24 protein-coding genes and 1 tRNA gene are annotated in these 24,124 nt (G+C 52.0%); 12 read left to right on the top strand and 13 right to left on the bottom strand.

Annotated elements, in window-relative coordinates; genetic code table 11:
• Positions 1 to 324: 324 nt before the first annotated feature.
• The 3 genes from BLX24_RS00785 to BLX24_RS00775 all read right to left on the bottom strand — a co-directional run bounded on the left by BLX24_RS00785 (position 325) and on the right by BLX24_RS00775 (position 2,318).
• A tRNA-Val gene (locus BLX24_RS00785) sits at positions 325 to 399 on the bottom strand.
• 52 nt (positions 400 to 451) lie between these two features.
• Positions 452 to 1,768, bottom strand: a complete 1,317-nt coding sequence (locus BLX24_RS00780) for an MFS transporter (RefSeq protein WP_071501182.1) — start codon at positions 1,766 to 1,768, stop codon at positions 452 to 454.
• 103 nt (positions 1,769 to 1,871) lie between these two features.
• Positions 1,872 to 2,318 (bottom strand): hypothetical protein, encoded by a 447-nt coding sequence (locus tag BLX24_RS00775; RefSeq protein WP_071501181.1) that lies wholly within the window; start codon positions 2,316 to 2,318, stop codon positions 1,872 to 1,874.
• Positions 2,319 to 2,454: 136 nt separating this feature from the next.
• Between BLX24_RS00775 and BLX24_RS00770 the strand changes: the two genes are divergently transcribed.
• The 9 genes from BLX24_RS00770 (at position 2,455) to BLX24_RS00730 (ending at position 10,942) form a co-directional block, all read left to right on the top strand.
• Positions 2,455 to 4,119, top strand: a complete 1,665-nt coding sequence (locus BLX24_RS00770; RefSeq protein WP_071501753.1) for a T9SS type A sorting domain-containing protein — start codon at positions 2,455 to 2,457, stop codon at positions 4,117 to 4,119.
• A 105-nt stretch (positions 4,120 to 4,224) separates the two neighbouring features.
• The gene (locus BLX24_RS00765; protein ID WP_071501180.1) at positions 4,225 to 6,249 is read left to right on the top strand and encodes a thioredoxin domain-containing protein; all 2,025 of its coding nucleotides are present in this window, start codon (positions 4,225 to 4,227) and stop codon (positions 6,247 to 6,249) included.
• A gap of 348 nt (positions 6,250 to 6,597) precedes the next feature.
• A complete protein-coding gene (locus tag BLX24_RS00760) occupies positions 6,598 to 7,647 on the top strand; it encodes a glycosylasparaginase (RefSeq protein ID WP_071501179.1) in 1,050 nt (349 codons plus the stop codon).
• 215 nt (positions 7,648 to 7,862) lie between these two features.
• Positions 7,863 to 9,098, top strand: a complete 1,236-nt coding sequence (locus BLX24_RS00755) for a cysteine desulfurase (RefSeq protein ID WP_071501178.1) — start codon at positions 7,863 to 7,865, stop codon at positions 9,096 to 9,098.
• Between the two features lie 19 nt (positions 9,099 to 9,117).
• Positions 9,118 to 9,342 carry a hypothetical protein gene (locus BLX24_RS00750; protein WP_071501177.1) on the top strand — a complete coding sequence of 75 codons (225 nt, stop codon included), beginning with the start codon at positions 9,118 to 9,120 and terminating at the stop codon, positions 9,340 to 9,342.
• Between the two features lie 7 nt (positions 9,343 to 9,349).
• Complete coding sequence (locus BLX24_RS00745; RefSeq protein ID WP_071501176.1) at positions 9,350 to 9,634, top strand: type II toxin-antitoxin system RelE/ParE family toxin; 285 nt, start codon at positions 9,350 to 9,352, stop codon at positions 9,632 to 9,634.
• 3 nt (positions 9,635 to 9,637) lie between these two features.
• Positions 9,638 to 10,066 carry a SufE family protein gene (locus BLX24_RS00740; protein WP_071501175.1) on the top strand — a complete coding sequence of 143 codons (429 nt, stop codon included), beginning with the start codon at positions 9,638 to 9,640 and terminating at the stop codon, positions 10,064 to 10,066.
• Between the two features lie 75 nt (positions 10,067 to 10,141).
• The gene (locus tag BLX24_RS00735) at positions 10,142 to 10,453 is read left to right on the top strand and encodes a DUF59 domain-containing protein (RefSeq protein WP_071501174.1); all 312 of its coding nucleotides are present in this window, start codon (positions 10,142 to 10,144) and stop codon (positions 10,451 to 10,453) included.
• A 57-nt stretch (positions 10,454 to 10,510) separates the two neighbouring features.
• Positions 10,511 to 10,942 (top strand): BrxA/BrxB family bacilliredoxin, encoded by a 432-nt coding sequence (locus BLX24_RS00730; protein ID WP_071501173.1) that lies wholly within the window; start codon positions 10,511 to 10,513, stop codon positions 10,940 to 10,942.
• Between the two features lie 80 nt (positions 10,943 to 11,022).
• Here the strand turns inward: BLX24_RS00730 and BLX24_RS00725 are convergent, their stop codons facing one another.
• Positions 11,023 to 11,994: a glycosyltransferase family 2 protein gene (locus BLX24_RS00725; RefSeq protein WP_071501172.1), complete on the bottom strand. Its 972-nt coding sequence runs from the start codon at positions 11,992 to 11,994 to the stop codon at positions 11,023 to 11,025.
• Between the two features lie 227 nt (positions 11,995 to 12,221).
• Here BLX24_RS00725 and BLX24_RS00720 point away from each other — a divergent pair, with 227 nt between their 5' ends.
• Positions 12,222 to 12,974 carry an SDR family NAD(P)-dependent oxidoreductase gene (locus BLX24_RS00720; protein ID WP_143092565.1) on the top strand — a complete coding sequence of 251 codons (753 nt, stop codon included), beginning with the start codon at positions 12,222 to 12,224 and terminating at the stop codon, positions 12,972 to 12,974.
• Positions 12,975 to 13,011: 37 nt separating this feature from the next.
• Here the strand turns inward: BLX24_RS00720 and BLX24_RS00715 are convergent, their stop codons facing one another.
• Genes BLX24_RS00715 through BLX24_RS00705 form a run of 3 tightly spaced genes read right to left on the bottom strand, consistent with a single transcriptional unit; the run spans position 13,012 to position 14,652 of the window.
• The gene (locus BLX24_RS00715) at positions 13,012 to 13,731 is read right to left on the bottom strand and encodes an alpha/beta hydrolase (protein WP_229201663.1); all 720 of its coding nucleotides are present in this window, start codon (positions 13,729 to 13,731) and stop codon (positions 13,012 to 13,014) included.
• Positions 13,682 to 14,215 (bottom strand): DUF4442 domain-containing protein, encoded by a 534-nt coding sequence (locus tag BLX24_RS00710; RefSeq protein ID WP_071501171.1) that lies wholly within the window; start codon positions 14,213 to 14,215, stop codon positions 13,682 to 13,684. Before BLX24_RS00710 ends, BLX24_RS00715 begins: the two co-directional genes overlap by 50 nt.
• Positions 14,212 to 14,652: a MarR family winged helix-turn-helix transcriptional regulator gene (locus tag BLX24_RS00705; RefSeq protein ID WP_071501170.1), complete on the bottom strand. Its 441-nt coding sequence runs from the start codon at positions 14,650 to 14,652 to the stop codon at positions 14,212 to 14,214. The genes BLX24_RS00710 and BLX24_RS00705 overlap by 4 nt, the downstream gene beginning before the upstream one ends.
• A gap of 78 nt (positions 14,653 to 14,730) precedes the next feature.
• Between BLX24_RS00705 and BLX24_RS00700 the strand changes: the two genes are divergently transcribed.
• Positions 14,731 to 15,252 (top strand): DinB family protein, encoded by a 522-nt coding sequence (locus tag BLX24_RS00700; protein WP_071501169.1) that lies wholly within the window; start codon positions 14,731 to 14,733, stop codon positions 15,250 to 15,252.
• Between the two features lie 260 nt (positions 15,253 to 15,512).
• On the opposite strand, the gene BLX24_RS00695 is transcribed toward BLX24_RS00700, so the two are convergent.
• The 6 genes from BLX24_RS00695 to BLX24_RS00670 all read right to left on the bottom strand — a co-directional run bounded on the left by BLX24_RS00695 (position 15,513) and on the right by BLX24_RS00670 (position 23,847).
• A complete protein-coding gene (locus BLX24_RS00695) occupies positions 15,513 to 18,644 on the bottom strand; it encodes an efflux RND transporter permease subunit (protein WP_071501168.1) in 3,132 nt (1,043 codons plus the stop codon).
• Positions 18,645 to 18,663: 19 nt separating this feature from the next.
• Positions 18,664 to 19,719, bottom strand: coding sequence for an efflux RND transporter periplasmic adaptor subunit (locus BLX24_RS00690; RefSeq protein ID WP_071501167.1), 1,056 nt, complete (start codon positions 19,717 to 19,719; stop codon positions 18,664 to 18,666).
• Between the two features lie 53 nt (positions 19,720 to 19,772).
• Entirely contained in the window at positions 19,773 to 21,140 is a 1,368-nt protein-coding gene (locus BLX24_RS00685; RefSeq protein WP_071501166.1) for a TolC family protein, read from the bottom strand.
• A 68-nt stretch (positions 21,141 to 21,208) separates the two neighbouring features.
• Positions 21,209 to 21,682 carry a MarR family winged helix-turn-helix transcriptional regulator gene (locus BLX24_RS00680; RefSeq protein ID WP_071501165.1) on the bottom strand — a complete coding sequence of 158 codons (474 nt, stop codon included), beginning with the start codon at positions 21,680 to 21,682 and terminating at the stop codon, positions 21,209 to 21,211.
• 151 nt (positions 21,683 to 21,833) lie between these two features.
• Positions 21,834 to 22,817 (bottom strand): bile acid:sodium symporter family protein, encoded by a 984-nt coding sequence (locus BLX24_RS00675; protein WP_071501164.1) that lies wholly within the window; start codon positions 22,815 to 22,817, stop codon positions 21,834 to 21,836.
• Between the two features lie 55 nt (positions 22,818 to 22,872).
• Positions 22,873 to 23,847 carry a Ppx/GppA phosphatase family protein gene (locus tag BLX24_RS00670; protein ID WP_071501750.1) on the bottom strand — a complete coding sequence of 325 codons (975 nt, stop codon included), beginning with the start codon at positions 23,845 to 23,847 and terminating at the stop codon, positions 22,873 to 22,875.
• 57 nt (positions 23,848 to 23,904) lie between these two features.
• On the opposite strand from BLX24_RS00670, the gene rpsU reads away from it, so the two are divergent.
• A complete protein-coding gene (gene rpsU / locus BLX24_RS00665; protein WP_071501163.1) occupies positions 23,905 to 24,102 on the top strand; it encodes a 30S ribosomal protein S21 in 198 nt (65 codons plus the stop codon).
• The last annotated feature ends 22 nt before the right edge of the window (positions 24,103 to 24,124 follow it).

Below are 24,124 nucleotides of genomic sequence, written 5' to 3'. Positions count from 1 at the left end.
TGCAGCTACGTAACGCATCGCCTGAACAATGTTACAAAGCTACAGCATTATTTATAAACAGTCCAAATAAAAATTCCATCAAAGCAGTAAAATGCAAATGTTTATTACAAAATGAAAAGCCAGGGTCCGGGAGTTACCTTTCTATACGGATTTGTTTGCTTCAGACAAGAAGGAGACAGCGGCTCAGCTACAATATCCCATTTTATACCCGGGCACTAAGTTGATTCACTATAACATTCTGTGGTGGAATGGCACTGCTTTGCGGAGGTCTCAAAAACAAAACCCCCGCCGAACAGCTGTTCGGCGGGGGTTTTGTTTTTGTAGTAGGATGTAGCGGGCTCGAACCGCTGACCTCTGCCCTGTCAAGGCAGCGCTCTGAACCAACTGAGCTAACATCCTGCGAGGCCGTCAGACAGTTTCCTGCCTCAATCGGGTTGCAAAACTACAAAACTTATTCAGTTTGCAAACGAACCCGGTAAATTTTTTGTGACGGAATCCGCGTCAATAACACTAACCCGATGATAAACAAGACCAACAGCGCCAGCACACTGTTGCGCATGCTGCCGGTAATCTGCTCAATAAACCCGTAAACAGCCGTTCCCAGCACAATAGAGACCTTTTCGGTGACGTCGTAGAAGCTGAAAAACGAAGCCGTATCGGGGGTCTCTTCCGGAATCAGCTTCGAATACGTCGACCGCGACAGGGACTGAATGCCGCCCATCACCAGCCCGACCACCGCCGCCAGGATAAAAAACTGGTTCTGGTTCTGCACAAAATACGCCGCCGTACAGATGCCGATCCAGATCGATACGGCCACCATCAGGGCATAGGTGTTGCCGAACCGCTCCGACAGCCGCGCAAACCCGTATGCGCCCGGAATCGCTACCAGCTGAATGAGCAGAATGGTCACGATCAGGCTCGACCCGGTCATCTTCAGCTCGTCGCTGGCAAAAATGGTTGCGATGTACATCACCGTCTGCACACCCATGTTGTAGACAAAAAAGGAAAGCAGAAACCGCTTGATCAGTAACTGACTCTTAACCTGTACAAACACTTTCTGCAGCTCTTTAAAACCGTTCAGCAGGTAGTTCGACGGTGCGCCCCCGCTACTGCCTTTCGAAAAGCCGGTGTTGGGCAGAACCCGGAACGGAATCTGGGCAAAGCCAATCCACCACAACCCGACGGTGAGGAACGAAATCCGCGACGCCAGCCCCGCCGAAATACCACCGAACCATTCGGGCTTCATGATCATCACCAGATTAAAAATCATCAGGGCCACGCTGCCGATATAGCCCATGGTGTAGCCCCGCGCACTGACGCGGTCGAACTGGTCCTCGGTGGCGATGTCGGGCAGGTAAGAGTTGTAAAACACGATGCTGCCCGCCCAGCCCACAAGGCTTAGTCCGAAACAGAAAATGGCAAACGTGGTGGTTTCCCGCGTAAAGAAGTACAGCAACGAGCACGAAATAGCCCCGAGGTAGCAAAACAGCTGCATAAAGATTTTCTTACGCCCGCTGTAGTCGGCAATGGCGGTGCAGATCGGCGACAGCAGTGCCGTCAGCAGAAACGCCGCCGACACCGTATACGAAAACAGCACCGAGTTTTTGATGGGATAGCCCAGAAAATCAATCACCGGCCCGCCCGCTTCGTTCAGCGCCGTCGACGAAAAGTAAACCGGAAAAATACTCGACACAATCACCAGCGAATGCACCGAATTCGCCCAGTCATACATACACCAGGCACTCAACGTACGGGGGTTATTTTTCATAAAGATGAATGATTGAATTAGTGAATGACTGAATTATTGAATGACTGAATACCGTACAGCATTAAAAAGTCAATCATTCAATCACTTAATCATTCAATCACTGTCACAGTGACGGTTTAAATTCCAGGTTGGCTTCCTGCTCGATGCCGTTGACGGGGATTTTATTTTTCAGGACCAGTTTCTGACGGCTCAGTTCGCCGATCGGGAAAATGCCGTTGAAGCCGGTCACTTTCACGTCGACACCGGTGTTATCGCTGGTAAATTTCCAGTCGCCGCCATTGACGATCTGTTTGGTGGTCCGGTCGAGGGCACGCACGATGTTGTCGTTGCGGAACTGAAAATCGAGGCCGAACAGCACCTGAGTGGTCAGGTTGGTCTGTTGCGGATTGATCACCTTCCCGCTCGCATCCGTCAGCTGACTGAGCTGCCAGTTGGTCGACGTAATCAGCTCCAGGCGGTTGGCCGTTGAGGTGTCAGGCTCGTTGCCTTTTTTGCATTGGCTGAAGAGTGTACTTACACTAAGTATTAGGACAGGAATGAACCGTTTCATGGCTTTTTATGCGATGTTTATTGTAAAACACCCCATATTTGGTTGATTATATAGTGCTATGGCCTTTTTCGAGCCAATGGGCGGGCCTAAGTTAATAATTTTGAAGGATCATCTCCATCAGGTATCCAGCATTCGCATGAAGAATCGGTTTCTTTCACTCCTATATCTGCTCTTTCCGGCCACGGCAATCGCCCAGATTCAGTGCGCTGATCCGCTTTCGTTTACGCCTGTTTCGCAGACAAACCGCATCAACTGGGAGTCGTTTCCGGATTTTACACTGCCGTTTACCATTGTCTACGGTGGTCCCCGCTTTTCGGCGGTTCAGGGGCAACCGCTCAAACACGGCTTCAGCCATATCGTCTACGTACGCGACAGCGAGTTCGGCACCTTCGTGAAACCCACCCAGCGGGCCCTGGAATGGTCGGGCTTTGCCTTCGGGCTTAACCAGCCCTGGGAAACGGCCGAAAGTCCCTGGAACAACAACCTGACCGCCTACCGGACCAAATGGGATCAATGGCTGACGGCTGTGTCGGGCGGCCTTACCAACAGCCAGGGCAAATTTAACCTCCAGAGCAGCCTGCTGATGGTCGACGTCGAACGGGTGCAGGAAACCGACGCCCGGATTCTGGCCCTCAAAACCGACGCCACCACCCCGGCAGCCTATCGCCAGCTGTCGGACGCGGCCTTCCTGGATCGCTACAAAAAAGACATGACAGCTCTCTACGGCGAGTCCCTGCGCTACATCCGCAACCGCGCCGACCTGAGCCAGATACCTATGAGTACCTACAGCGACGTGCCGGTCCGGAATACCTACCTGAATGTTGTCGGCAATACCTGGGCCGACTGGACCACCAACGCGAACCGCGTGCATTTTCTGACGAAAGACACAACCAATACCGCCAAAGTTGGCGGGCCGCTGTATGAGCAACTCGACTACCTGGCTCCGTCCGGCTATTACTATTACGACTATACCAGCGCCCTGGCACCCGATTATCTGGCCTACCTGCTCTTTCAGGTAGAGGTAAACCGCGCGTGGAGCACCAAGCCCGTTATTCCGTTTGTCTGGATGCGTTACCACGATTGCTGCGGCAACTTCCCCAACTTCATCCAGCCGTTTATGGCCGAAGCTACCGCCATTTTTCCGTTTTTCTCAGGGGCCAAAGGGCTCTGGCTCTGGGAGATTCCGGCATTTGAGCAAACCCGGCAGGATACCTATGCCGCCTATGAACACTTCATTCACGGCCTGTACCGCCTCTCCCGCTTTGCCGATATGTTTCAGGGAAACTACGAGCTGGTCATCGCAACGCCTGCCCGTGACCTGATGGACAGCCGAAAACCGGTGTGGCGGGGCGTTGTCAAAGGCGATAAAATCCTGATTGCCGCCCAGAATCCATACGCCGCCGACGGCCAGGCTACCACCCTGACAGTGACGTACAAAAACTGGAGCCGCAACATTACGCTGACCGGACGGCAGGTTTATTTATGTCAGTTCGATATGTCGGTCATTACCGGCACCGAAGATCCGGCGCCGGGCAACGCTTCGTCCGCTATCACCCTCTATCCTAACCCCGCCACCGACCAGGTGACCCTTACGTGGCCCGCCCAACTGAACAATTCCGCCGACATATCCGTATTAACTGTAGCGGGGCAGGTGGTTAAGCAGCGTACTGTGGTCAGCAAAAACCCTGTTGGCGGCAACCACCAAACCACTATCCCTGTAGCCGACCTGCCATCCGGACTGTACCTGGTCCGCTTCCAGGCCGGCAACCAACAAGTAGTCAAACATATTTTTAAAGAGTGAAAGAGCGAATGAATGAAAGAGCGGTATCGTCACTCTTTATCTCTTTCACTCGTTCACTTATGTACTTTTCGCTCTTTATCTCTTTCACTCTTTCACCAGTTGTCCATGAATCGCTTAGCAAACGAAACAAGCCCATATTTACTGCAACACGCCCACAACCCGGTCGACTGGTATCCGTGGGGTGAAGAAGCCCTGACCAAAGCCCGTGACGAAAACAAGCCGATCCTGGTCAGCATCGGGTATTCGGCCTGCCACTGGTGCCATGTTATGGAGCGGGAATCCTTTGAGAAAGAAGGCATTGCCCGCGTAATGAACGAGCACTTTGTCTGCATCAAGGTCGACCGTGAAGAGCGGCCTGATGTGGATGCCATCTACATGGATGCCGTTCAGGCCATGGGCGTTCGGGGTGGCTGGCCGCTGAATGTCTTTCTGGTACCCGATGCCAAACCGTTTTATGGGGTTACCTACCTCCCGCCTCAGCAGTGGGTAAACCTCCTCAACAGCGTGCAGAACGCTTTTCAGGAACACCGTGATCAGCTGTTCGAATCGGCCGAGGGCTTTGCCAATGAACTGAATATTTCGGAAAGCAGCCGCTTTAGTCTGGCAGCCGCCAATCCGCTGTTTTCGGAAGAAACCGTTGAGGCCATGTTTCAGAAACTGGCCGGTAGTTTCGACCGGCAAAAAGGCGGCATGAACCGGGCACCTAAATTCCCGATGCCAGGCATTTACTCGTTCCTGCTCAACTACATTCATCTGACCGATTCACCCGGCCGCCCGACCGCCCAATCGCAAGTAGCGTTAACCCTCGACCGTATGGCGCTCGGGGGCATTTACGACCAGCTCGGGGGCGGGTTTGCGCGGTATTCGGTCGATGATCACTGGTTTGCGCCCCATTTTGAGAAAATGCTGTACGACAACGGCCAGTTGCTGACGCTCTATAGCCAGGCTTACAGTCTGACCAAACGGCCTTTGTATAAGCATGTTGTTTACCAGACAATTCACTTTGCCCAGCGTGAGCTGCTCAGCCCCGACGGCGGCTTTTATTCGGCCCTCGATGCCGACAGTGAGGGCGAAGAAGGCCGGTTTTACACCTGGACAACCGACGAACTCCGGCAGATACTGGGCATCGACTTCGACTGGTTTGCCGATCTGTACCACATCCGGGAGGAGGGCAATTTTGAACATGGCCGCAACATCCTGCACCGCATCGACACCGACGAGACGTTTGCCGAGCGTGCCGGCTGGACACCGGAAGAGTTTGATGTACAACTGGCGGCGGCCCATACGCGCCTGTTTAAGCGCCGTGATGAGCGCATCCGCCCGGGCCTCGACGACAAAATTCTGTGTTCGTGGAACGGCCTGATGCTGAAAGGGCTGGTTACGGCCTACCGCGTTTTCGACGAACCTGAGTTTCTGGCCACGGCCATCCGGCTCGCGCATTTTCTGCTCCATAAAATGCGCGACCAGCGGAACGGACGGCTCTGGCACAGCTATAAGCAGGGCCGTGCCAAACAACCCGGTTTCCTGGAAGATTACGCCGCGGTGATCGACGGTCTGCTGGCCCTGTATCAGGCAACCTTTACCGAAAGTTTCCTGACCGAAGCCGACCGGCTGACCAAATACGTGCTCGATAATTTCTCTGATCCGGATGATGATTTGCTGTTTTTTACGGATAAAAACGGCGAAGAACTCATTGCCCGCCGAAAAGAGCTGTTCGACAACGTCATGCCGGCATCCAACTCGATTATGGCCGGTAATTTCTATACACTCAGCTTACTGCTCGACCGCCCTCTGTACGGCCAAAAAGCCGATCAGATGCTCGGGCGTATCCAGCCGTTGCTCCAGTCCAATGCGGATTACCTGACCAACTGGGCAGCCCTCTATACGCTGCGGGTAAAACCAACGGCCGAAATTGCCATCGTCGGGCCGGATGCGCAGGCTTTCCGGTGTGAACTGGATAAACATTTCCGGCCGAATGTCATTTTCTGCGGTACCGAAAGCAGCAGCCAGCTACCGTTATTACAAAGCCGGACGACTGTTAACGGGCAAACGGCTATTTATGTCTGCTACAACAGGGCCTGCCAAATGCCGGTTACGACCGTTGCCGCTGCCCTCGAGAACCTGGCGTAAGTCTCCTGTCCTGTTTTTTGTCATCCCGACGGAGTAGGGCTCTCTTTACACGAAGCGGCCAGAGATCCCTCCTCCGCCTCGACGACAAAAAAATTCTCTGGTAATGGAAATCAGGATCTTACTGTTTGCATACTATATGTTTAAATCATAAGTTTATACGATTACGCCACACACCTTTGTGTCCCCGACAAAATAGTATGCTTTTATCATTCATAAGCGAATATATACTTTCTATGCATGTTATTACACAAATTAATACACAGCTATAGAATATTTTAAAAAAATTTAATAATTAGCATATCAAATCCCCATAAACCTTACAGTTCAGGATTATTTATCATCAACCTAATGGCTTCTCGTCGCAAGTTTATTCAGTTGGGTGCTTTATCGCTCCCTTTATTGGGCAAAGTCTCAGCCGCTTTTTCAAAAAGCCCCCTTTCCTCAACCGCAGCTACCAAACCTGTAGTTATCTCAACCTGGGATAGTGGGGTTACTGCCAATAATGCCGCGTGGGAAGTACTCAAAAAAGGCGGGAAAGCCCTTGATGCCGTAGAACAGGCGGGCATTGCCATTGAAAACGACGGAGGCTGCTGCGTAGGGCTGATGGCCAACCCAGATCGGGACGGCCATGTAACGCTTGATGCCTGCATCATGGACGAACAGGCCAACTGCGGCTCGGTAGCCTTCCTGGAGCGGATCAAGCATCCGGTATCTGTCGCGCGCAAGGTCATGGAACTAACCCCGCACGTGATGCTGGTCGGTTCCGGTGCCCAGCAGTTTGCCCTCGAAAACGGCTTTAAACTGGAACCGGATGTACTATCACCGGATGCGGCCGAAACCTACCGGAAATGGTTAAAAAAATCGGAATATAAACCGGTCATTAACATCGAAAACTCGAAACCAGCTCAGAAAAAAGGGCATGGCCCATTTGCGCCTTCGTACTTCGATGATGGTACGCCAAACCACGATACCATGGGCACCGTAGCCATTGACAGCAATGGCCGGTTGTCGGGCATGTGTACGACGAGCGGCATGGCCTTTAAAATGCGCGGTCGCCTCGGCGACTCACCCATCATTGGCTCAGGGTTGTTTGTCGATAATGAAGCCGGTGCTGCCGTCGCCACCGGTCAGGGCGAAGAAGTCATCCGCGTGGCCGGGACACACCTGGTGGTTGAATTTATGCGGCAGGGCCTGTCGCCGGAAGAAGCCTGCCGCAAAGCCGTTGAGCGCGTGGTGAAACGCAACCCCGAAAAGGCGAAAGATTTTCAGGTGGCGTTTGTGGCCATCAATAAAGCCGGTGATGTGGGTGGCTATGCCATTCAGAAAGGCTTCAGTTATACCGTTACCAAAGACGAGACCGGCCCGAAAGTCATTAAAGCAAAAAGCTATTTTGCCTGATTGGGCTGGATGCCGGATGATTGATAGTAGATACTAGATGCTGGATGGTTACGATATTATCCGGTATCTAGTACCATCCAGAACCCGGAACCATCCCTCCGGAAATTATCCCACCCCGATCGCACAAATTGTGGCTGTTTTTTGTTGTAATTTTGAATCTTTCAAAACTACTCACCCGCTATCGACTGGTACATGGCGGATGAGTTATTCGGATTATGCAAACAGCCACGGACATCCTGGACATACAGCGCATCCGCGCAGACTTTCCTATTCTTGATCAGCTGGTTAACGGCAAGCAGCTTGTCTATTTCGATAACGCGGCCACTACCCAAAAACCGTTGTCTGTTTTACAGGCTATTAGTGGTTACTATGGTGGTTATAACGCCAATATTCACCGTGGCATTCACCAGTTAGCGGAAAAAGCCACCTCGGCCTTCGAAGCAACCCGTCAGAAATTTCAGGAATTTCTGAATGCCCGGCATCTGGAGGAAATTATTTTTACCTATGGCACAACCGACGGGATCAACCTGGTTGCCCAGTCGTATGGCCGCCGCTTCCTGAACGCTGGTGACGAGATCATTATTTCTACCCTTGAGCATCACTCAAATATTGTGCCCTGGCAAATGCTCTGCGAAGAGAAGGGCTGTATCCTGAAAGTCATTCCGATCGACGACAACGGCGATCTGCTGATTGACGAGTATGAAAAACTATTGTCGGAGCGCACAAAGCTGGTTTCTGTCGTGCACGTCTCTAACGCACTGGGCACCATCAATCCCGTCAAAACAATCATCGACAAGGCTCATGCTGCTGGCGCGGTGGTACTGATTGACGGGGCACAGGCCAGCTCACACATTACCCTCGACGTACAGGCGCTCGACTGTGATTTCTATTCCCTTTCGGCCCACAAGCTTTACGGCCCCACTGGTATGGGTGTGTTATATGGCAAAAAGGCGCTGCTGGAGGCCATGCCGCCGTATCGTGGTGGCGGTGAGATGATCAAGGAAGTTACATTTGAGAAAACGACTTATAACGACCTGCCGTATAAATTCGAAGCCGGAACGCCGAACATCGCCGATGTGATTGCGGCCCGAACGGCGCTCGAATACATTGAAGGGCTGGGCAAGGAAAACATTGCCGCCTACGAACACGAACTGCTCGTGTATGCTACCGAAAAATTAAGCCAGATCGAAGGCCTCCGCATCATAGGTCAGGCCAGAGAAAAGGTGAGCGTTATTTCGTTTGTACTCGACGGGATTCACCATCAGGATACGGGCGTTATTCTCGATCAGCTGGGCATTGCTGTCCGGACGGGGCATCACTGTACGCAGCCATTAATGCGGCGATTGGGTGTTGCCGGAACCAGCCGGGCCTCTTTTGCGGTTTATAACACCAGAGAAGAAATTGACCGTCTGGCACAAGGCATCCTGCGCGTTCAGAAAATGATGATGTAACTGAATAAGCAATCATATCATGGAAACCGAATTCTTGTCAGACAAAAGCCAGGTAATTGAAAGCTTCGGCACGCTGCCGGATCAGGTTACTGCAGATCAGTTGATCGAACCTATTCTCTTTATCCGTTCGATTAATGAGCGTATTCAGGAAGCCCGCACAACTTCCGGAAAGGACCATGCAACGTTCATGAATGAGTTAAAAACGTACATGGAGGAGCTAAAAGCATCTAAAGAATCCCGATAACAGTGATATGACAGTAATCTGGAACGATAGCGCCAGAGAAGAGGTCAAAGATATTTATGGCTATCTTTTTGAAATCTCTGGTAGTCTGGCTGATGACTGGTCTGATGAACTGGATAAAAAGCTAAATCTCATTATAAGCTTTCCGGAAATGAGTCGTCTTGTACCTGAATTCGGAATTAGTTTTATCCGGGCGGTGTTTGTCCGCAAGTATAGACTTGTCTATCAATATCAGGATTCAAGTATTCGTATTTTAGCGGTTCGCCCTATGAGTGGGCTACCTGGAAAATTCTAAACAATGACCATTAACGAAAAGCAGGACGAAATCATTGACGAGTTTGATCTGTTCGACGATCCGCTCGACAAAACGCAATACATCATTGACCTGGGCAAAAAACTACCGCCGATGCCGGAAAAATACCTGACCGATGATAACCGGATCATGGGCTGTCAGTCGAAAGTGTGGCTGGGAGCAGAAAAGCAGGGCGACACGGTGCATTTTTACGCCGACGCCGAGCCAACGGCCCAGATCTCAAAAGGCCTGATTAGTCTGCTGATCCGTGTCCTTTCCGATGAAAAAGCGGAAGACATCGCCAAAGCCGACATCTATTTTATTGACAAAGTCGGAATGGGTAACCTGGTCACTTCCCGCCGTGCCGGCGGTCTGGCCGCTATGCTCGCGCAGATGAAGGCTTATGGACAGATATACGCTGCGAATCCCGCATAAAAACGGTTGGTGTTATTCCAACATCATTGCTTAAAACGGCCAGACTAACCAGTCGAGCAAACCGTACGAAACAATATGAACGAAACAGAACTTAAAGAGCAGGTGGTGCTGGCCCTCAAAGGCGTTTATGACCCCGAAATCCCGGTTGATGTCTATGAGCTCGGGCTTATTTACGAAATCAAGATTTTTCCGGTCAACAACGTCTATATTCTGATGACGCTGACCTCCCCTTCGTGTCCGTCGGCGGGTTCTATTCCGGCCGAAATCGAACAGAAAGTCCGGGAAATCGAAGACGTGAATGATGTCAGTGTCGAACTTACGTTTGATCCGCCTTACTCAACGGAAATGATGTCGGAGGTGGCGAAACTCGAACTCGGCTTTATGTAATTCCCTGCCGCAAGGCATTTTAAATAAGTATCTCAAACATTAACAAATAAGTACATCATGTATCCTCCTCATCTATTGATTCCGATGCGTCAGGACCTGACAAGCGCCGGTTTTCAGGAGTTAACAACACCCGCCGAAGTTGATGCCGCTATGGCACAAACAGAAGGCACTATGCTGATTATGGTCAATTCAGTATGTGGTTGTGCTGCGGGTGCAGCCCGTCCGGGCGTAAAAGCGGCCCTGGCAGCCAGCGATGTGAAGCCTGACCGGTTAGTAACCGTATTTGCCGGTGGTGATCTCGAAGCTACTGCGCGCATGCGGGAGCACCTGTTGCCTTACCCGCCATCATCTCCGTCGATCGCCCTGATTAAAGATGGTGAGCTGGTTCATTTCATCGAACGCCACCATATCGAAGGTCGCTCGGCACAAATGATCGCCCAGCACCTGGTAATGGCATTCGAAGAATTCTGCGACAAAGCACAGGCATAATCCGTCGGGTATAGCTCATAACGCAACAGGGCGTAACCAGTGGTTACGCCCTGTTGCGTTATGAGCTATAGAAAACAACGTTACCAATACAAAACCCTGTATTTGACCGCCCCGTGTAATCGCCAGAAGATGGATAGATAGGGTGTAATGATGGCGGTTGTAAACGCTTGCTGCACCCCCTCCCAGGTCAGTTGCTCTTTCGGCCAGAAACGGGCTAACAGATCGGCGGTCAGCAATAACCAGATTGCCAGCCCGCTGGCCCCCACAAAACTGTGACCGCTCAGTAGCGCAAACAGGCCGGTGATGAAACTAAAAACGGCGCCGTAGTATTCCAGCACCTGATTACGTTCGTGACCCATGCGCTGCCGGTATAATTCAGGATGGCGTTTGTAGAGCAAGGCATCATAGCTGTATTTCCGTTCTTCCCGCAACCGGTTGTTCCAGTGCGATTTGCGGATGGGATGTGTCACAACAGCTTCCGGGCATTTGCCCATGCGTATGCCCGCGCGGATCAGTTTAAACTGAAGATCACTGTCTTCCCGCCAGGCAATATCAAAGTCTTCCGTAAAGCCTCCGACACGCTGTAAAACAGCCGGCAGGCAGAAAAAATTAGCGCTCGACAATTCGGCCTTGTCCATAAACCCGTTGCTACGGCTGACGGAGGCCTGCCTGGCATTGGTCAGCCGTACCTGGCCGGAAATTGCCTGTGCCCCCCGCTTAAACGAAGGCAGAACAGCCGGTAACCAGTCGGCCTGCGGCATACAATCATCTTCGGTAAACGCAATGATGCGGCCACGCGCCGCCCGCCAGCCCCGATTACGGGCGGCAGCCGGTCCACGGCGTTTGGCCTGTGCCAGATAACGAGCTTCAATCCCGAATACTTCCCGAAAGCTCTGTACAATCTCGGCCGTTGCCCGGTCGTCACCATCATCCACAACAATAATTTCAAATTGATTATGCGGAAGCTGCTGGCGGCTTAAGGCATCCAGGCATTTCATCAGTAGTGTCGGTCGCAGGTATGTCGGGATGACGACCGAAAATTCAGGGTTCATAACGTGCTGTAAAATTACTTTTCGATAACCAGTGCCATTTAGTGAACAAATCCGGAATATTATTTTGCGACCCCAATAATACACCAAAAAATTAGAAGGTCAATCCATTTTTTTCTGATAGGTTTATAAGGACATTGTCCATTATGCAACCATAATTAGCAAGATAACTCACATATTATGGTTAAATGTTTTTTATTTTACTAAACGGTTTACAAATCCGTCTTTTTATAGGTATGAATGCTCTGATAACCGGGGCCACCTCCGGCATTGGCAAAGCCACCGCCGCAGCACTGGCCCAACGTGGATACAACCTGATTTTATGCGGACGACGGACCGATCGTCTGGCAGACGTAGCCGGCGAGCTTAGTCAGCAAACCGCCGTCACCACCTTAACATTTGATGTCCGTGACCGGAATGCCGTAGCGGAAGCCATTGCCTCACTCCCGGCCGGATGGCAGGCAATTGATGTACTGGTCAATAATGCCGGCAACGCCCACGGCCTGTCGGCTGTTCAGGACGGAGATCCGGACGACTGGGATGCTATGATTGACGGTAACGTGCAGGGATTGCTCTATGTGTCGAAAGCTGTTATTCCCGGCATGGTGGAGCGGCAGAAAGGCCATATCGTTAACATCAGTTCTATCGCCGGCAAGCAGACCTATGCCAACGGGGCCGTTTACTGTGCCTCCAAGGCGGCGGTTGAAGCGCTCAGCACAGGCATGCGCCTTGACCTGACCCAACATGGCATTAAGGTGACCAACATTGCGCCGGGTGCGGTAGAGACTGAATTTTCGGTGGTGCGGTTTAAAGGAGATGCCGGCCGGGCGGCAAAAGTATACGAAGGGTTCGACCCGCTGACGGCCCGCGATATTGCCGATGCTATTGTTTATGCGGTAACGGCACCAGCCAATGTGACCATCGCCGACATGACCATTCTGGCCAGCGCCCAGGCCGCTGCAACAACCATTTACCGGAAATAACCGTTTGTCCGGCTACCCTTCCGGTAGCCGGACAAATTTATTTATAGCGCTTCAGGACGTCCCGGTCTATCACGTGTTTGCCTTCAAACGCATCGATCTGCACATGCGGCATATCCTGTTTGATCCGCATGATGTAGGCATCCGGATCCGGCATTTGCTCAATATATTCATCCTGCCGGCCATAGACATAGGTGACCGGCAGCTGCGCTGCGGTTGAAGCGGGCAGCACATCGGTCAGCCCGTTGGCGAAATAGCCTGCCCATAAGATCAGACGATCGCAGCTGACCTTACCGTGGGTTACCCACCGGCAAGCCGTTGCTCCTCCCTGCGAAAACCCGAGTAACGTAATCTTCACCGAAGCCGGATCCCGGTCCTGCATGATCCGTGTATACAGGGTGTCGAGATACGCCACATAATCTGCCACTTCCTGATCCCGGTCTTCGCGGGTCAGCCAGGAAGCCCCCATGCGGTTAAACTCCGTATCCAGATAAAAGCGCGATAAGGCTTCCGGTGCGACGACCAGGGTATGTTCATCGGCGATGACGTCGAATTTGCGGATAAAGTACCGGGCCAGCTGTCCGTAGCCATGCAGCACAAACCAGATGTTGGTAACCGAATCGGGCCGTTCGCCCGAACCGTCGCCGCCGAGTGTATGAAAACGGGCCGTTCGGGTTACTGTGAGATGGTGTTCTGTAGCCATAATCTGATCAGCGGCGCTGGAATCGCGACTGTTGCCGGTCGTTTTTTCGTTCTTCATAATGGGTTTTATCGGCGATGTAACATGTGCGTTCGATTTCGGCATAGACGACGCCGTCCTTATCCCGCCACTGAATGACGAAGGTCCGGTCCAGCTGTCCGTTTTGGCCTACCTCCTGACGAATTTCGTCAAGGTCCGCGTCTGTCAGCAGAAAATGAGCGTAAAGGGTGGTTCGTCCCGGTTTCCGGAAGCGGATCTTAGCCGCTTTATCCCAGACCACATACTGATTCCCCAGAATCCGGTACAGCATCAGCATGTAGAACGGGTCGGAAGCCGCGAACATACTGCCCCCGAAAATGGTCCCGACGTAGTTATAGGTCCAGACATTCCGGCGCAGCCTGACCTGTACTTCTTTCGAATCACCTGACCAGAACAGGATCTTGCCGCCTGTTCCGAAAAACATTGGATACCAGTTCATCAATGTCCGGAATCGCCACGTCTGAAAAGATTCTTTCCGGGTTGTCTGCAAATAATGGGGTTTCATTCTGTATCCGTTTGCTGATTGTTCGTTCGGGTCGTCTGTGCCAGTTCAAAAATCTGTCCGGAGAGTGTGTTCAGACCAGATAACGCTTCCGTCCCCAGCTGCTCCCGCATGTTCAGGTTGAGGGCTTTCCAGATTTTATGGCATCGTTTGGCTTTAATCCTGCCCTCTTCCGTTAAAAAAAGGCCTTGCTTGAGGTTGTCGGTCAGCCAGCCGTTGCGTTGTAAGAGCTGGAGTTCACGGTTCATGCCCGACTTTTCGATATGCAGCATCTGCCCCAGGGCTACCTGACGGATACCCGGTTGGGCAAAAATGTACATCAGCAGCCCTGCCTGTGGCAAGGTAACATCCTCGTCCTCAAAAGCCTGATTGTATAGGCTGGTCATGATGCGGGAAAGCATCCGCAGCCGGCCGGCAATACAGTAGTTCTCAGCGTCCATGGACAAATTTATACCGGCAAAGTTGTATATGCAACTTTTATTTTTCAGCTTTGACCGGTCAACTTAATTTTCCTGAACATGACAGTAACAACCGTTTCAACCGCTCTGGCTGCCAGCCTCCGGGCTATGGCCGGGTTTATCGGCACCTTAACCGACGCTCAACTCCACCGTTCGCAGGACGGTAAATGGACTATCGGGCAGGAACTGGCTCATATTTACCTGGCCGACTCCAGCACCAGCCGCCTGCTGAGCGATGCCGGCCGGGCCATGTGGCGGCCGGAAGCCCGCGAATCACGGAGTTTTGACGCTATCAAAGCCGGTTACCTCGAACAGCTGGCCCGCTTTCCCGGCGCCAATAACCCGAACACCAATCCGAAGCCTGAGCTGGAGAGCCTTACGCCGGCGCAATGGCTGGAAAACTGGCAGACGATGTCGGCACAATTGCTGGCCCATGTCGACGCTATCCCGGAAACAGATCTGGACGCCTATACTGTCTGGAAGCATCCGCTATTGGGTCCGTTTACGGTACGCGAAATGATTTATTTCACCGGCTACCATACGCAGCACCATGCCGACATCGTAAGCAGGAAAGCAATGTAATGTCGTGTACGCTGACTTTCACTTCACGCATTTTACCACATAAGTTATTGAGCGATTTAGTTAATAAACTATTGACATACAATCCTTTGCTTTCTGGCTAAATCTAATCTGGTTCTGCTTGCTTACTTAGATAAACATAGTTTTATTGAAACTTTTTTGTGAACTATGTATCTATGTGGTAAAATTAATCCAGCCTGAAAAAATACAGGGCGGACCGGATTGCTCCGGCCCGCCCTGCTGTTGATAAAGTATGCATCGACTTAACTGATTGCCTTAGCCGCCGTTAGTTCTTCCGGCTTCTTCGGCGTCGTTTTTTTACCCGAAAACCGGGCAATAATCCGGTCAACGACCAGATATACCGATGGAACGACAACCAGCGTTAAAATTAACGAGCTGGACAAACCACCGATAATAACCCATGCCATACCGTTTTTTACCTCGGCACCGGCACCACTGGCCAACGCAATCGGCAACATCCCGACAATCATCGCCAGCGTAGTCATCAGGATCGGGCGAAGACGTTCTTTACCGGCTTCGATCAGTGCCTCCACAACGCCCATCCCTTCTGCTTTCAGCTGGTTGGTAAAGTCAACGATCAGAATCGCATTCTTCGCCACCAGACCGAGGAGCATAATCATCCCTACAATCGAGAACACAGTCAGGCTCTGCATCGACAACGCCAGGGCCAGTAAAGCCCCCACCAACGCGACCGGAATCGAGAACAGGACGACAAACGGATAAACAACGCTTTCGTACAACGCCACCATGATGAAGTATACCAGCAGGATACCCAGTAACAGAGCCTGGCCCAGACTTCCGAACGCATCGGACTGTTGTTCCAGCTGACCGAGGTACTGAATAGAAATCCCGTCCGGCAGTTTCACTTTCGCCATCTTCGCCTGAATATCGGCCCCGACCGAACCGCTCGGACGACCCACTACCTGCGAGTTCACCGAAATTGACGACAGCCGGTCGATCCGTTGCAGCACGCTTTCGCCGGTATTCTGCTGAACGCTGGCAAACTGCGACAGCTCAAACGTACGCCCCTGGTTATTCACAAAGGTCAGGTGGCGGATATCGCCCGGATTCGACCGGTCAAACTTATCGAGGCTGATCAGGATGTCGTACTCATTACCGTTTTGCTTAAACTTTGACCGGTCATCGCCACGGTAAGCAATTTGCAGCGCCTGTCCGACATCGGCGGCGCTGATGCCCAGCTGCGCCATGCGCTCACGGTTCAGGTTTACGGTTACTTCCGGTTTCGGATCTTTCACCGAATACTGAACATCCTGTGTGCCCGCTACCGACTGCACCACCGCTTTTACCTGCGCCGCTGCCTGACGGATCGACGGCAGGTCTGTCCCTTTGATCGCAATCTGGATCGGCGCCTGGGTACCACCGGCAATAGACACCGGACTCACGGTGACACGTACGCCCGGAATCTGCGCGATTTCCCCTTTCACCATGCTGCCGAACTCTTCCGTCGACAGTTTACGCTCTTTTTTATCAACCAGCTTGACGTTGATATCCGCAATATTACTGTTCGACGATGTGGCTACCCCATTGTTGGTATACCCCACGTTGGTGAACACATTCGTCACTTCAGGGTGCTTCATGATGATCTGCTCCACCCGTTGCGACAACTGATTGGTCTGGTAAATCGACGCTGTCGGGTCCAGTTCAACACTGACGTTAAACTCCCCCTGATCGCTTTGCTGCATAAAGGCGGCCCCGATAAAACCACCCGGCACCAGCGCTACCGCGCCGACAAAGATGGCAATCGTTAACAGAAAGATATAGCGCTTGTGGCCCAGTGCCCAGGCCAGTACATGGCCGTAGCCTTCTTTCAGGTTATCCAGGAACCGTTCGAAACCGATGTTCAGCTTACCCCATAATGACTTCGGATTCAGCACCTCCAGTTTACCGAAACGCGAAACCAGCAATGGCGTCAGCGTAAACGAAACCACGAGACTCATCAGGGTAGAGAATACGACCACCAGGGCAAATTCGCGCAGGATATTCCCGATCAGACCGGAAGTCATCGCCAGCGGCACGAATACCACGACGTCGACCAGCGTAATGGCGAGGGCGGTAAAGCCAATCTCATTCCGGCCATCAAGGGCAGCCGTCCGCTTGTCTTTCCCCATTTCCATGTGACGGTTGATGTTTTCCAGGACCACAATCGAGTCATCGACCAGGATACCAACAACCAGCGACAGGGCCATCAGCGTCATGAGGTTGAGCGAGAAGCCGCTCAGATACATGAGTGCAAACGTCGGCAACATCGACGATGGCAGCGCCACCAGAACGAACAGCGACGACCGGAAACTATGCAGGAACATCAGCATCACAACCGATACGATCAGGACGGCCAGGAATAAGTCGTCTACAACCGCATTGGCTGAGGCCAGGGTGTAAATTGACTGGTCAGACGCCACGTTAAACTTCAGGCCCACGTTTTTAAACTGCCCTTCAATCTTCGTCAGCCGCTCGCGCACCAGCTTGCTCACATCGACGGCATTGGCATCCGACTGTTTCTGCACCTGTAACCCTACCGATGGCAACGCATTGATGTGGTTGATGGCCGTTGCCTTAGCCGTGCCGTCTACCACCTCTGCGACATCGCTCAGCAAAATCTCCCCACCCGACGGCCGCCGTGCAACAATCAGGCTACGCATTTTCTGCGTTGTGGAAACGGTTGCGTCGAAACGGATGGAATACTGACTTTTATCCGTTTCAATCTGTCCTGCCGGGTAACTGGTGTTGGCCGCGTTGATGGCCTGCGCTACCTGACCGATCGAGAGCCCGTAGGCTTTCAGTTTTTCCTGGTCAACGTTGACCTGAATTTCCCGTTCGCTACCGCCAATGATGCTGATCTGACCCACACCCGGTACGTTCGACAGCTGCGGTTTAATTTTATCATCGATGAGGTCGTAGAGCTGCGTTGGCGACATTTTTGCCGTAACCCCCATCCGCAGCACCGGCAGTTCATCGGTCGAGAACTTGTTGATGGTGGGCTTATCGACGCCATCCGGCAACAGGTTCAGAATCTGATCGACTTTACGCTGGGCATCCTGCTGCGCCAGGGTTGTATTGACCCCGTTTTTGAGCTGCATGATCACAATCGAAGCCCCTTCCTGCGAGGTAGAGGTGATCCGGTCAAGCCCTTCAATCGACGACAGGGCGTCTTCAATGCGTTTTGTCACGTTGGTCTCCACCTCATCGGCAGACGCCCCGCGATAGATGGTCGATACGCTGATTACGTTCGCTTCGAACTTTGGCAGCAGGTTATACGACAGCTGCTTGTAGCTCATGAAGCCGAACAGGACCATAACGGTGAAAATGGTTGTCACCAGCAATGGTCGTTTTATGGCTACTTCGGTTATTGACATGGTTTTACCTTACCGGTGATTATTTCGTTACTTGTACCGCACTTCCATCGCTCAGGTTGAGCTGACCGGTTGTCACGACCTGCTCTCCTGCGGCTAATCCGCCGGTTACCTCGACGGTATCGCCGAAATCGCGGCCAATGGTTATCACCCGCTGACGGGCCTTGCCGTTTTCCACTACGTACACATACGGCGCTTTGATGCTGGCGACCAGCGCCGAGCGCGGAATCTGCAACGCCTGCTGCTTCGATTTCTGCGAGAAGTCAACGTTGACAAACGTACCGGCTTTCAGCAGATTACCGTTACTCAGCGTAATTTCGACCGGATAGTTATGTTCTTCATTTCCCTGCGGGGCGATATACGAGATACGGCCTTCAAACAGGCGGTTCGGAAACACATCGGCCGACACCCGTACCGACTGGCCTTCGCGCAGCGAGTACACGTCTTTCTCGTTGACCAGCACCTGTACTTTCAGGCGGGATACATCCAGAATCGTACCCAGCGACGTACCGACATTGACGAACTCGCCCGGCTCAATGTTTTTCTTCACAATGCGGCCGCTGATCGGTGCCTGTACATTGGCGTCCTGAATCTGCTTCTTGATTTGCTCAGCCTGATTCAGGGCATTTTTATAGTTATAATTAGTTTCGTTGACCTGAATTTCAGTGGTGGCATTTCCGGCCAGCAACGTATTGTAGCGGGTCACGTCTTTCTTTAACTTATCCACCTGTAATTCCGTAGCTTCAAGCGACAGTTCTTTCAGTTTGCTGTCTACCTGAACCAGCGTGGCTCCCTGCCGTACGGACGAGCCCAGGTCAAAATTGACGCGGATTACCTTGCCGGCAACGGTGGCCATCACGTCGGCCTCCTTAAACGGAATCAGGTTACCGGTTTTCACTAACTGCTGGTCAACGGAACCTTCCGCCACGGTAGCAGCCGTTACCGGAATCGCTACGTTTGTATTGGCCGGCAACTGGTTTTTCGCATCAATTACCTTTTTATTGGATGCCAGCCGGAAAGCGATCAGGGCCGAAACGGCTACCAGCGCGACAAGGATAATAATGGTTGTCTTTTTCATGATGATTGAGGTCAGTAAAGGGCTCACCCATTCATCGAGCCCGATCCCGGATATTAGAGTTGGTTATAAAACGAAAGCAGGGAACCCTGAGACTGTTCAAGATCTAACCGTGCCTGATTATAATTGAGTAGTGAATTGATGTAATCGCTCTGGGCCTGACGATACGATGTTTCGGCATTGACCAGATCGGTCAGTGGCTTTGTCCCCTGTCTGTACTGGAGCGTCGTTACCTCGTAAACTTCCTGCGCCAGCCGGATATTGCGCTCGTCGTTCTGCAACGAAATCTGCGCCCGCTGCAACTGTGTCTGCGCGTTGTTGAACTGTAACTCATACGAGGCCACATTCAGGCGCTGCTGCTCCTGCAGAATATTGATATTCAGGGTCGACTGCTTAATCTGCGCATCGCGGCGGAAGCCATCAAAAAGCGGAATGCTTACCCGCAGACCAATGCTCCCGAAGCCGCTGAATTTCTGCACCGACTCCCAGTATTTGTTCCCCAGCGCCAGTGTTCCATACTGCGCATTCGCGCTTAGCTTGGGCAGGTAGCCGGCTTTGATCCGCTCACGGTCCAGGTTCTGCAGGGCCAGGTTGGCTTCGAGAATCCGGAAGTTGGTCAGGTTGCGGGCATCAAAACCCGTGTTTTCAACAACCGGCATTTTCGTGGTCAAGGTCGAATCCGACAGCGTCAGGTCCTGCTGCTGCGACATACCCATCTGGAATTTTAACCGGTTGAGGGCCAGTTTCAGGTTGCTTTCTGCCAGCGTCAGCTGTGACTTGGTACTGTTATACGTAACCTCTGTGCGGGTATAGTCGACCGGCTGGATAACCCCGTTATCGCGTTGCAGCTTCAGGATGTTCAGCACCTGCTCCGTCCGTTTCAGGTTGTCTTTCAGGAGCGCAATCTGCTGCTGTACGACAAACACCTGATAGTAGTTACTGGCAATGGCATAGACCACATCTTCCTGCGTCTGACGGGCATTCAGCTGTGCTTTTTCGGTATTTGGCTTAGCCGCTTTGATACCGACCAGCAGCGATTTATCGTAAATCACCTGATCGACCGATGCGCTGGCGGTGGTCTGGTACTTCTGCCCGAAGGCAACCCGCGTTGGCTCCGGACCAAAAATACCGGCCGGCAGGACCGTTGTCTGCAGCTTAATGTTGTCGGTGACGTTACCGGATGCGTTCACCTGGGGCAGATAGCCTGCAATGGCTTCCCGCGCCTGCTGATCAGCAATCTGTGTCTGATACTGGGCCACGCGAACGGTACCGTAATTCTTTAAACCGTAGTTAATACAATCTTTCAGCGACCATCCAGCCGGCTGAACCTGTGCAGTCGGCTGCCCTGATGTGGTCGACTGGCTTTTTGCACTCAGCGAGATGCCCAGGGCAAATAGTCCGCTAAGTATGATCCTGGTTTTCATGATTTGTAGGTACAAACTCCGTTGACATGTCTACAGTTGACATATCAACAATAAGACTAAAAAAAAGTTTAATTCTCCAGATTACGCGCAATCTTGTTCAGGATACCAAGCAATGTATCTACCTCCTCGGTTGTCAGCTTACTGGTTAATTCCTGATCAAAGGTATGGGCCGACTGAACCACCCGGTCAATAATGTTCCGGCCTGCTGCCGTCAGTTGCACGTTGTTTTTACGCCGGTCCACATCGTCCTGCTGAACCCGCAGGTAGCCGTCCCGTTCCAGGGTCTTGATGGTCCGCTGCACGCCTGATTTATCTTTCTGTAACAGATTAGCTATTTCCTGCTGTGACATCAGTTCTGTTGAAAAATAAATCATAAACAGAACAGGCAGCTGCTCCATTTGCAGGGTGTAGCCTGTCTTCAAAAGCTCACGGTTTACGTGTTTAGCCATCAGATGAGCCACATGATTGATATTAAAACCAACCAGCCGGCCCAATCTTGATGCAACCCGTTCCTTTATATCCTGTGCTGTTGTTGTTGACATGAGGCAAAAGTAAATACTGTTGATATATCAACCAAATAATAAAATATAAAGTTTGTAACTTCTTAAAATCCTGCAATTAAAAACCGGTTGGGTAAAACTTTGACGAAAGCTTTACCCAACCGGTTCCGGAATTATTGTATTATCCGATGATTTATGCGACTTCGGGGGTCAACTCAACGGGTTGATTTTTGGGTGGCCGCTGGCTCCAGTAGGTAGCCAGTAGCGAACCGGTCATGTTCATGATTGGCCCGAACAAGGCAGGCGCCAGACCTACCGTAGCGACCTTACCCATCTGCAGGGCGATCCCTGATGCCAGCCCGCCGTTTTGCAGACCCACTTCGATGGCTACAGTGCGGCTGCTTTGCTCATCGAGCCTGAAGAGGCGCGCTGTCCAGTATCCGAATATAAAGCCGCTCAGGTTATGAATCAGCACACAAAGGGCCAGTGTCCAGCCAACGGTCAGCAGACTATCCCGGCCCGCCGCCGTGATAATGGCCACAATCAGCACGATCCCGCCCATCGAGATCAGCGGCATGATCTTATTCAGGATCACGGCCGATTTATGGAAAATCCGGTTCAGGATAAGGCCCAGAATCACCGGCAGAATAATGATTTGCATAATCTCGACCACCATTTTCCAGAAGTCAATAGATACAAACTGACCCGCCAGCAACTTCATCAGCAACGGGGTCATCAGCGGGGCCAGCAGGGTTGAGATTGAGGTTACGGTGATCGACAGCGGCACGTTGGCTTTGGCAATGAAACACATCACGTTGGAGGCCAGCCCGCTGGGTGAACAACCGATCAGAATCACCCCTGCCGCAATCTCAGGCGGGAAATTAAAGATATTCGCCAGCGAAAAACCCAGTGCCGGCATGATAATAAAATGAAACACAACGCCGATCAGGACCGCCCGGGGCTGCTTTATAACACCTTCAAAGTCTTTCAGGGCCATGGTTGTGCCCATCCCCAGCATAATAATCTGCAGCAACGGAATGATCAGCTTTTTCAGCGGAAACCCGCCTACACTCGTGAACAGGCCCGGAAAAGACAAGGCCAGAATGACCGCAATTAAAATAAGCAGGGTATACAGCAGATTGCTGAGCGATGATTTTTCGTTGGTTTCCGATTTCATAAGGGTTTTGTTAGGAGCTGCTCAGTAAAGACATTACCAGCAGACTTTTACCGGTTTACACCCATCCATTCGGGGACGTTTGCATGGTTGCCAGAACGCCTTCCTTCAATGAGTAGGTAGAGGTGCTGATTTGCCGGATACCAAACGTCCGGATCAGGTAATCGATCAGACAGACAGCGACCACAATCATATCAACGCGGAGCTCAATCATCCCCGGCAGTTGCATGCGTTCATCATGATTGCGGGTCATTAACTGCTCAAATGACCGGTAAAACTCCTCGACGGGTAGTTCAAAGGCCGCCTGACTGGCAGGGGGCCAGATGCCCTGGCTGTGCATAAACCACATATCGACCAGTGTATCGAACGTACCCGATGAACCCACCAGCCGGAGCGGTGCGCCTGAACGCGGGCTATACTGATGGAGTGCATTCACGAGCGGCAGCAGCTGCTCCTGCAGATAATCCCGCAGGCGGCGGACGGCCACACCACTGATTGCCTGTTGCGGATCCGGCATAAACCGCTCCATCAGCCGCTGTCCGCCGATTTCAAAACTTTGCTTCCACAGAATCCGGTCCCGGGCACTGATGATGAACTCAACACTCCCCCCGCCGATGTCAACAATCAGGCAGGTTTCGTCCGGATAGTTCAGGGCGCCGGATGCCTTCACACCATGATAAATATAGCCGGCCTCCTGATCGCCCGAAATCACCTGAATCCGGATTCCGGTTGCCTCCCGGACGCGCTCAATAAACTCAGCCTGATTTTTCGCCACACGGATAGCGCTCGTACCGATGGCCACCACCTGCGCTACCGGTACCTCCAGCCGGTCAAGCTGCTCACGGAAATAACCGAGTACCCCGAGGGCCCGCCCGATCGCTTCTTCGGTAATCATGCCCTGATTAATGCCTGCTTTCCCGATTTTTGCCGGTCGGCTTTCCCGGAACAGGACCTTTTCCGTTCCATCGGCCGCCCTCTCAACGACCATTAAATGGAAGGTGTTTGTGCCTAAATCAATCACTGCTTGCTTCATTCCTGCAAACATACTATCTTTGCTGTCCGTTTTTTAGCGAAATTTTAATATCCGGATATGCTTATTGTAAACGTAAAAGAAAACGAATCAATTGACAAAGCCCTGAAACGCTTCAAGAAGAAATTTGAGAAGACGGGCGTATTGCGTGAACTGCGTTCACGGACAGCTTTCACGAAGCCTTCAGTAAAACGTCGGACTCAGGTCATCAAAGCTACGTACAAAGAAAGAATGTACGGCAAGCACACAGAGCAATAGTCTCTGATTACTGATGCACTGA

Origin of the sequence: Arsenicibacter rosenii (genome assembly GCF_001870735.1) — a bacterium.
In the GTDB taxonomy this organism is placed as follows: domain Bacteria; phylum Bacteroidota; class Bacteroidia; order Cytophagales; family Spirosomataceae; genus Arsenicibacter; species Arsenicibacter rosenii.
Note: the sequence above shows the minus strand (reverse complement) of the source record. Positions and strands in the feature narration are given on the sequence as shown.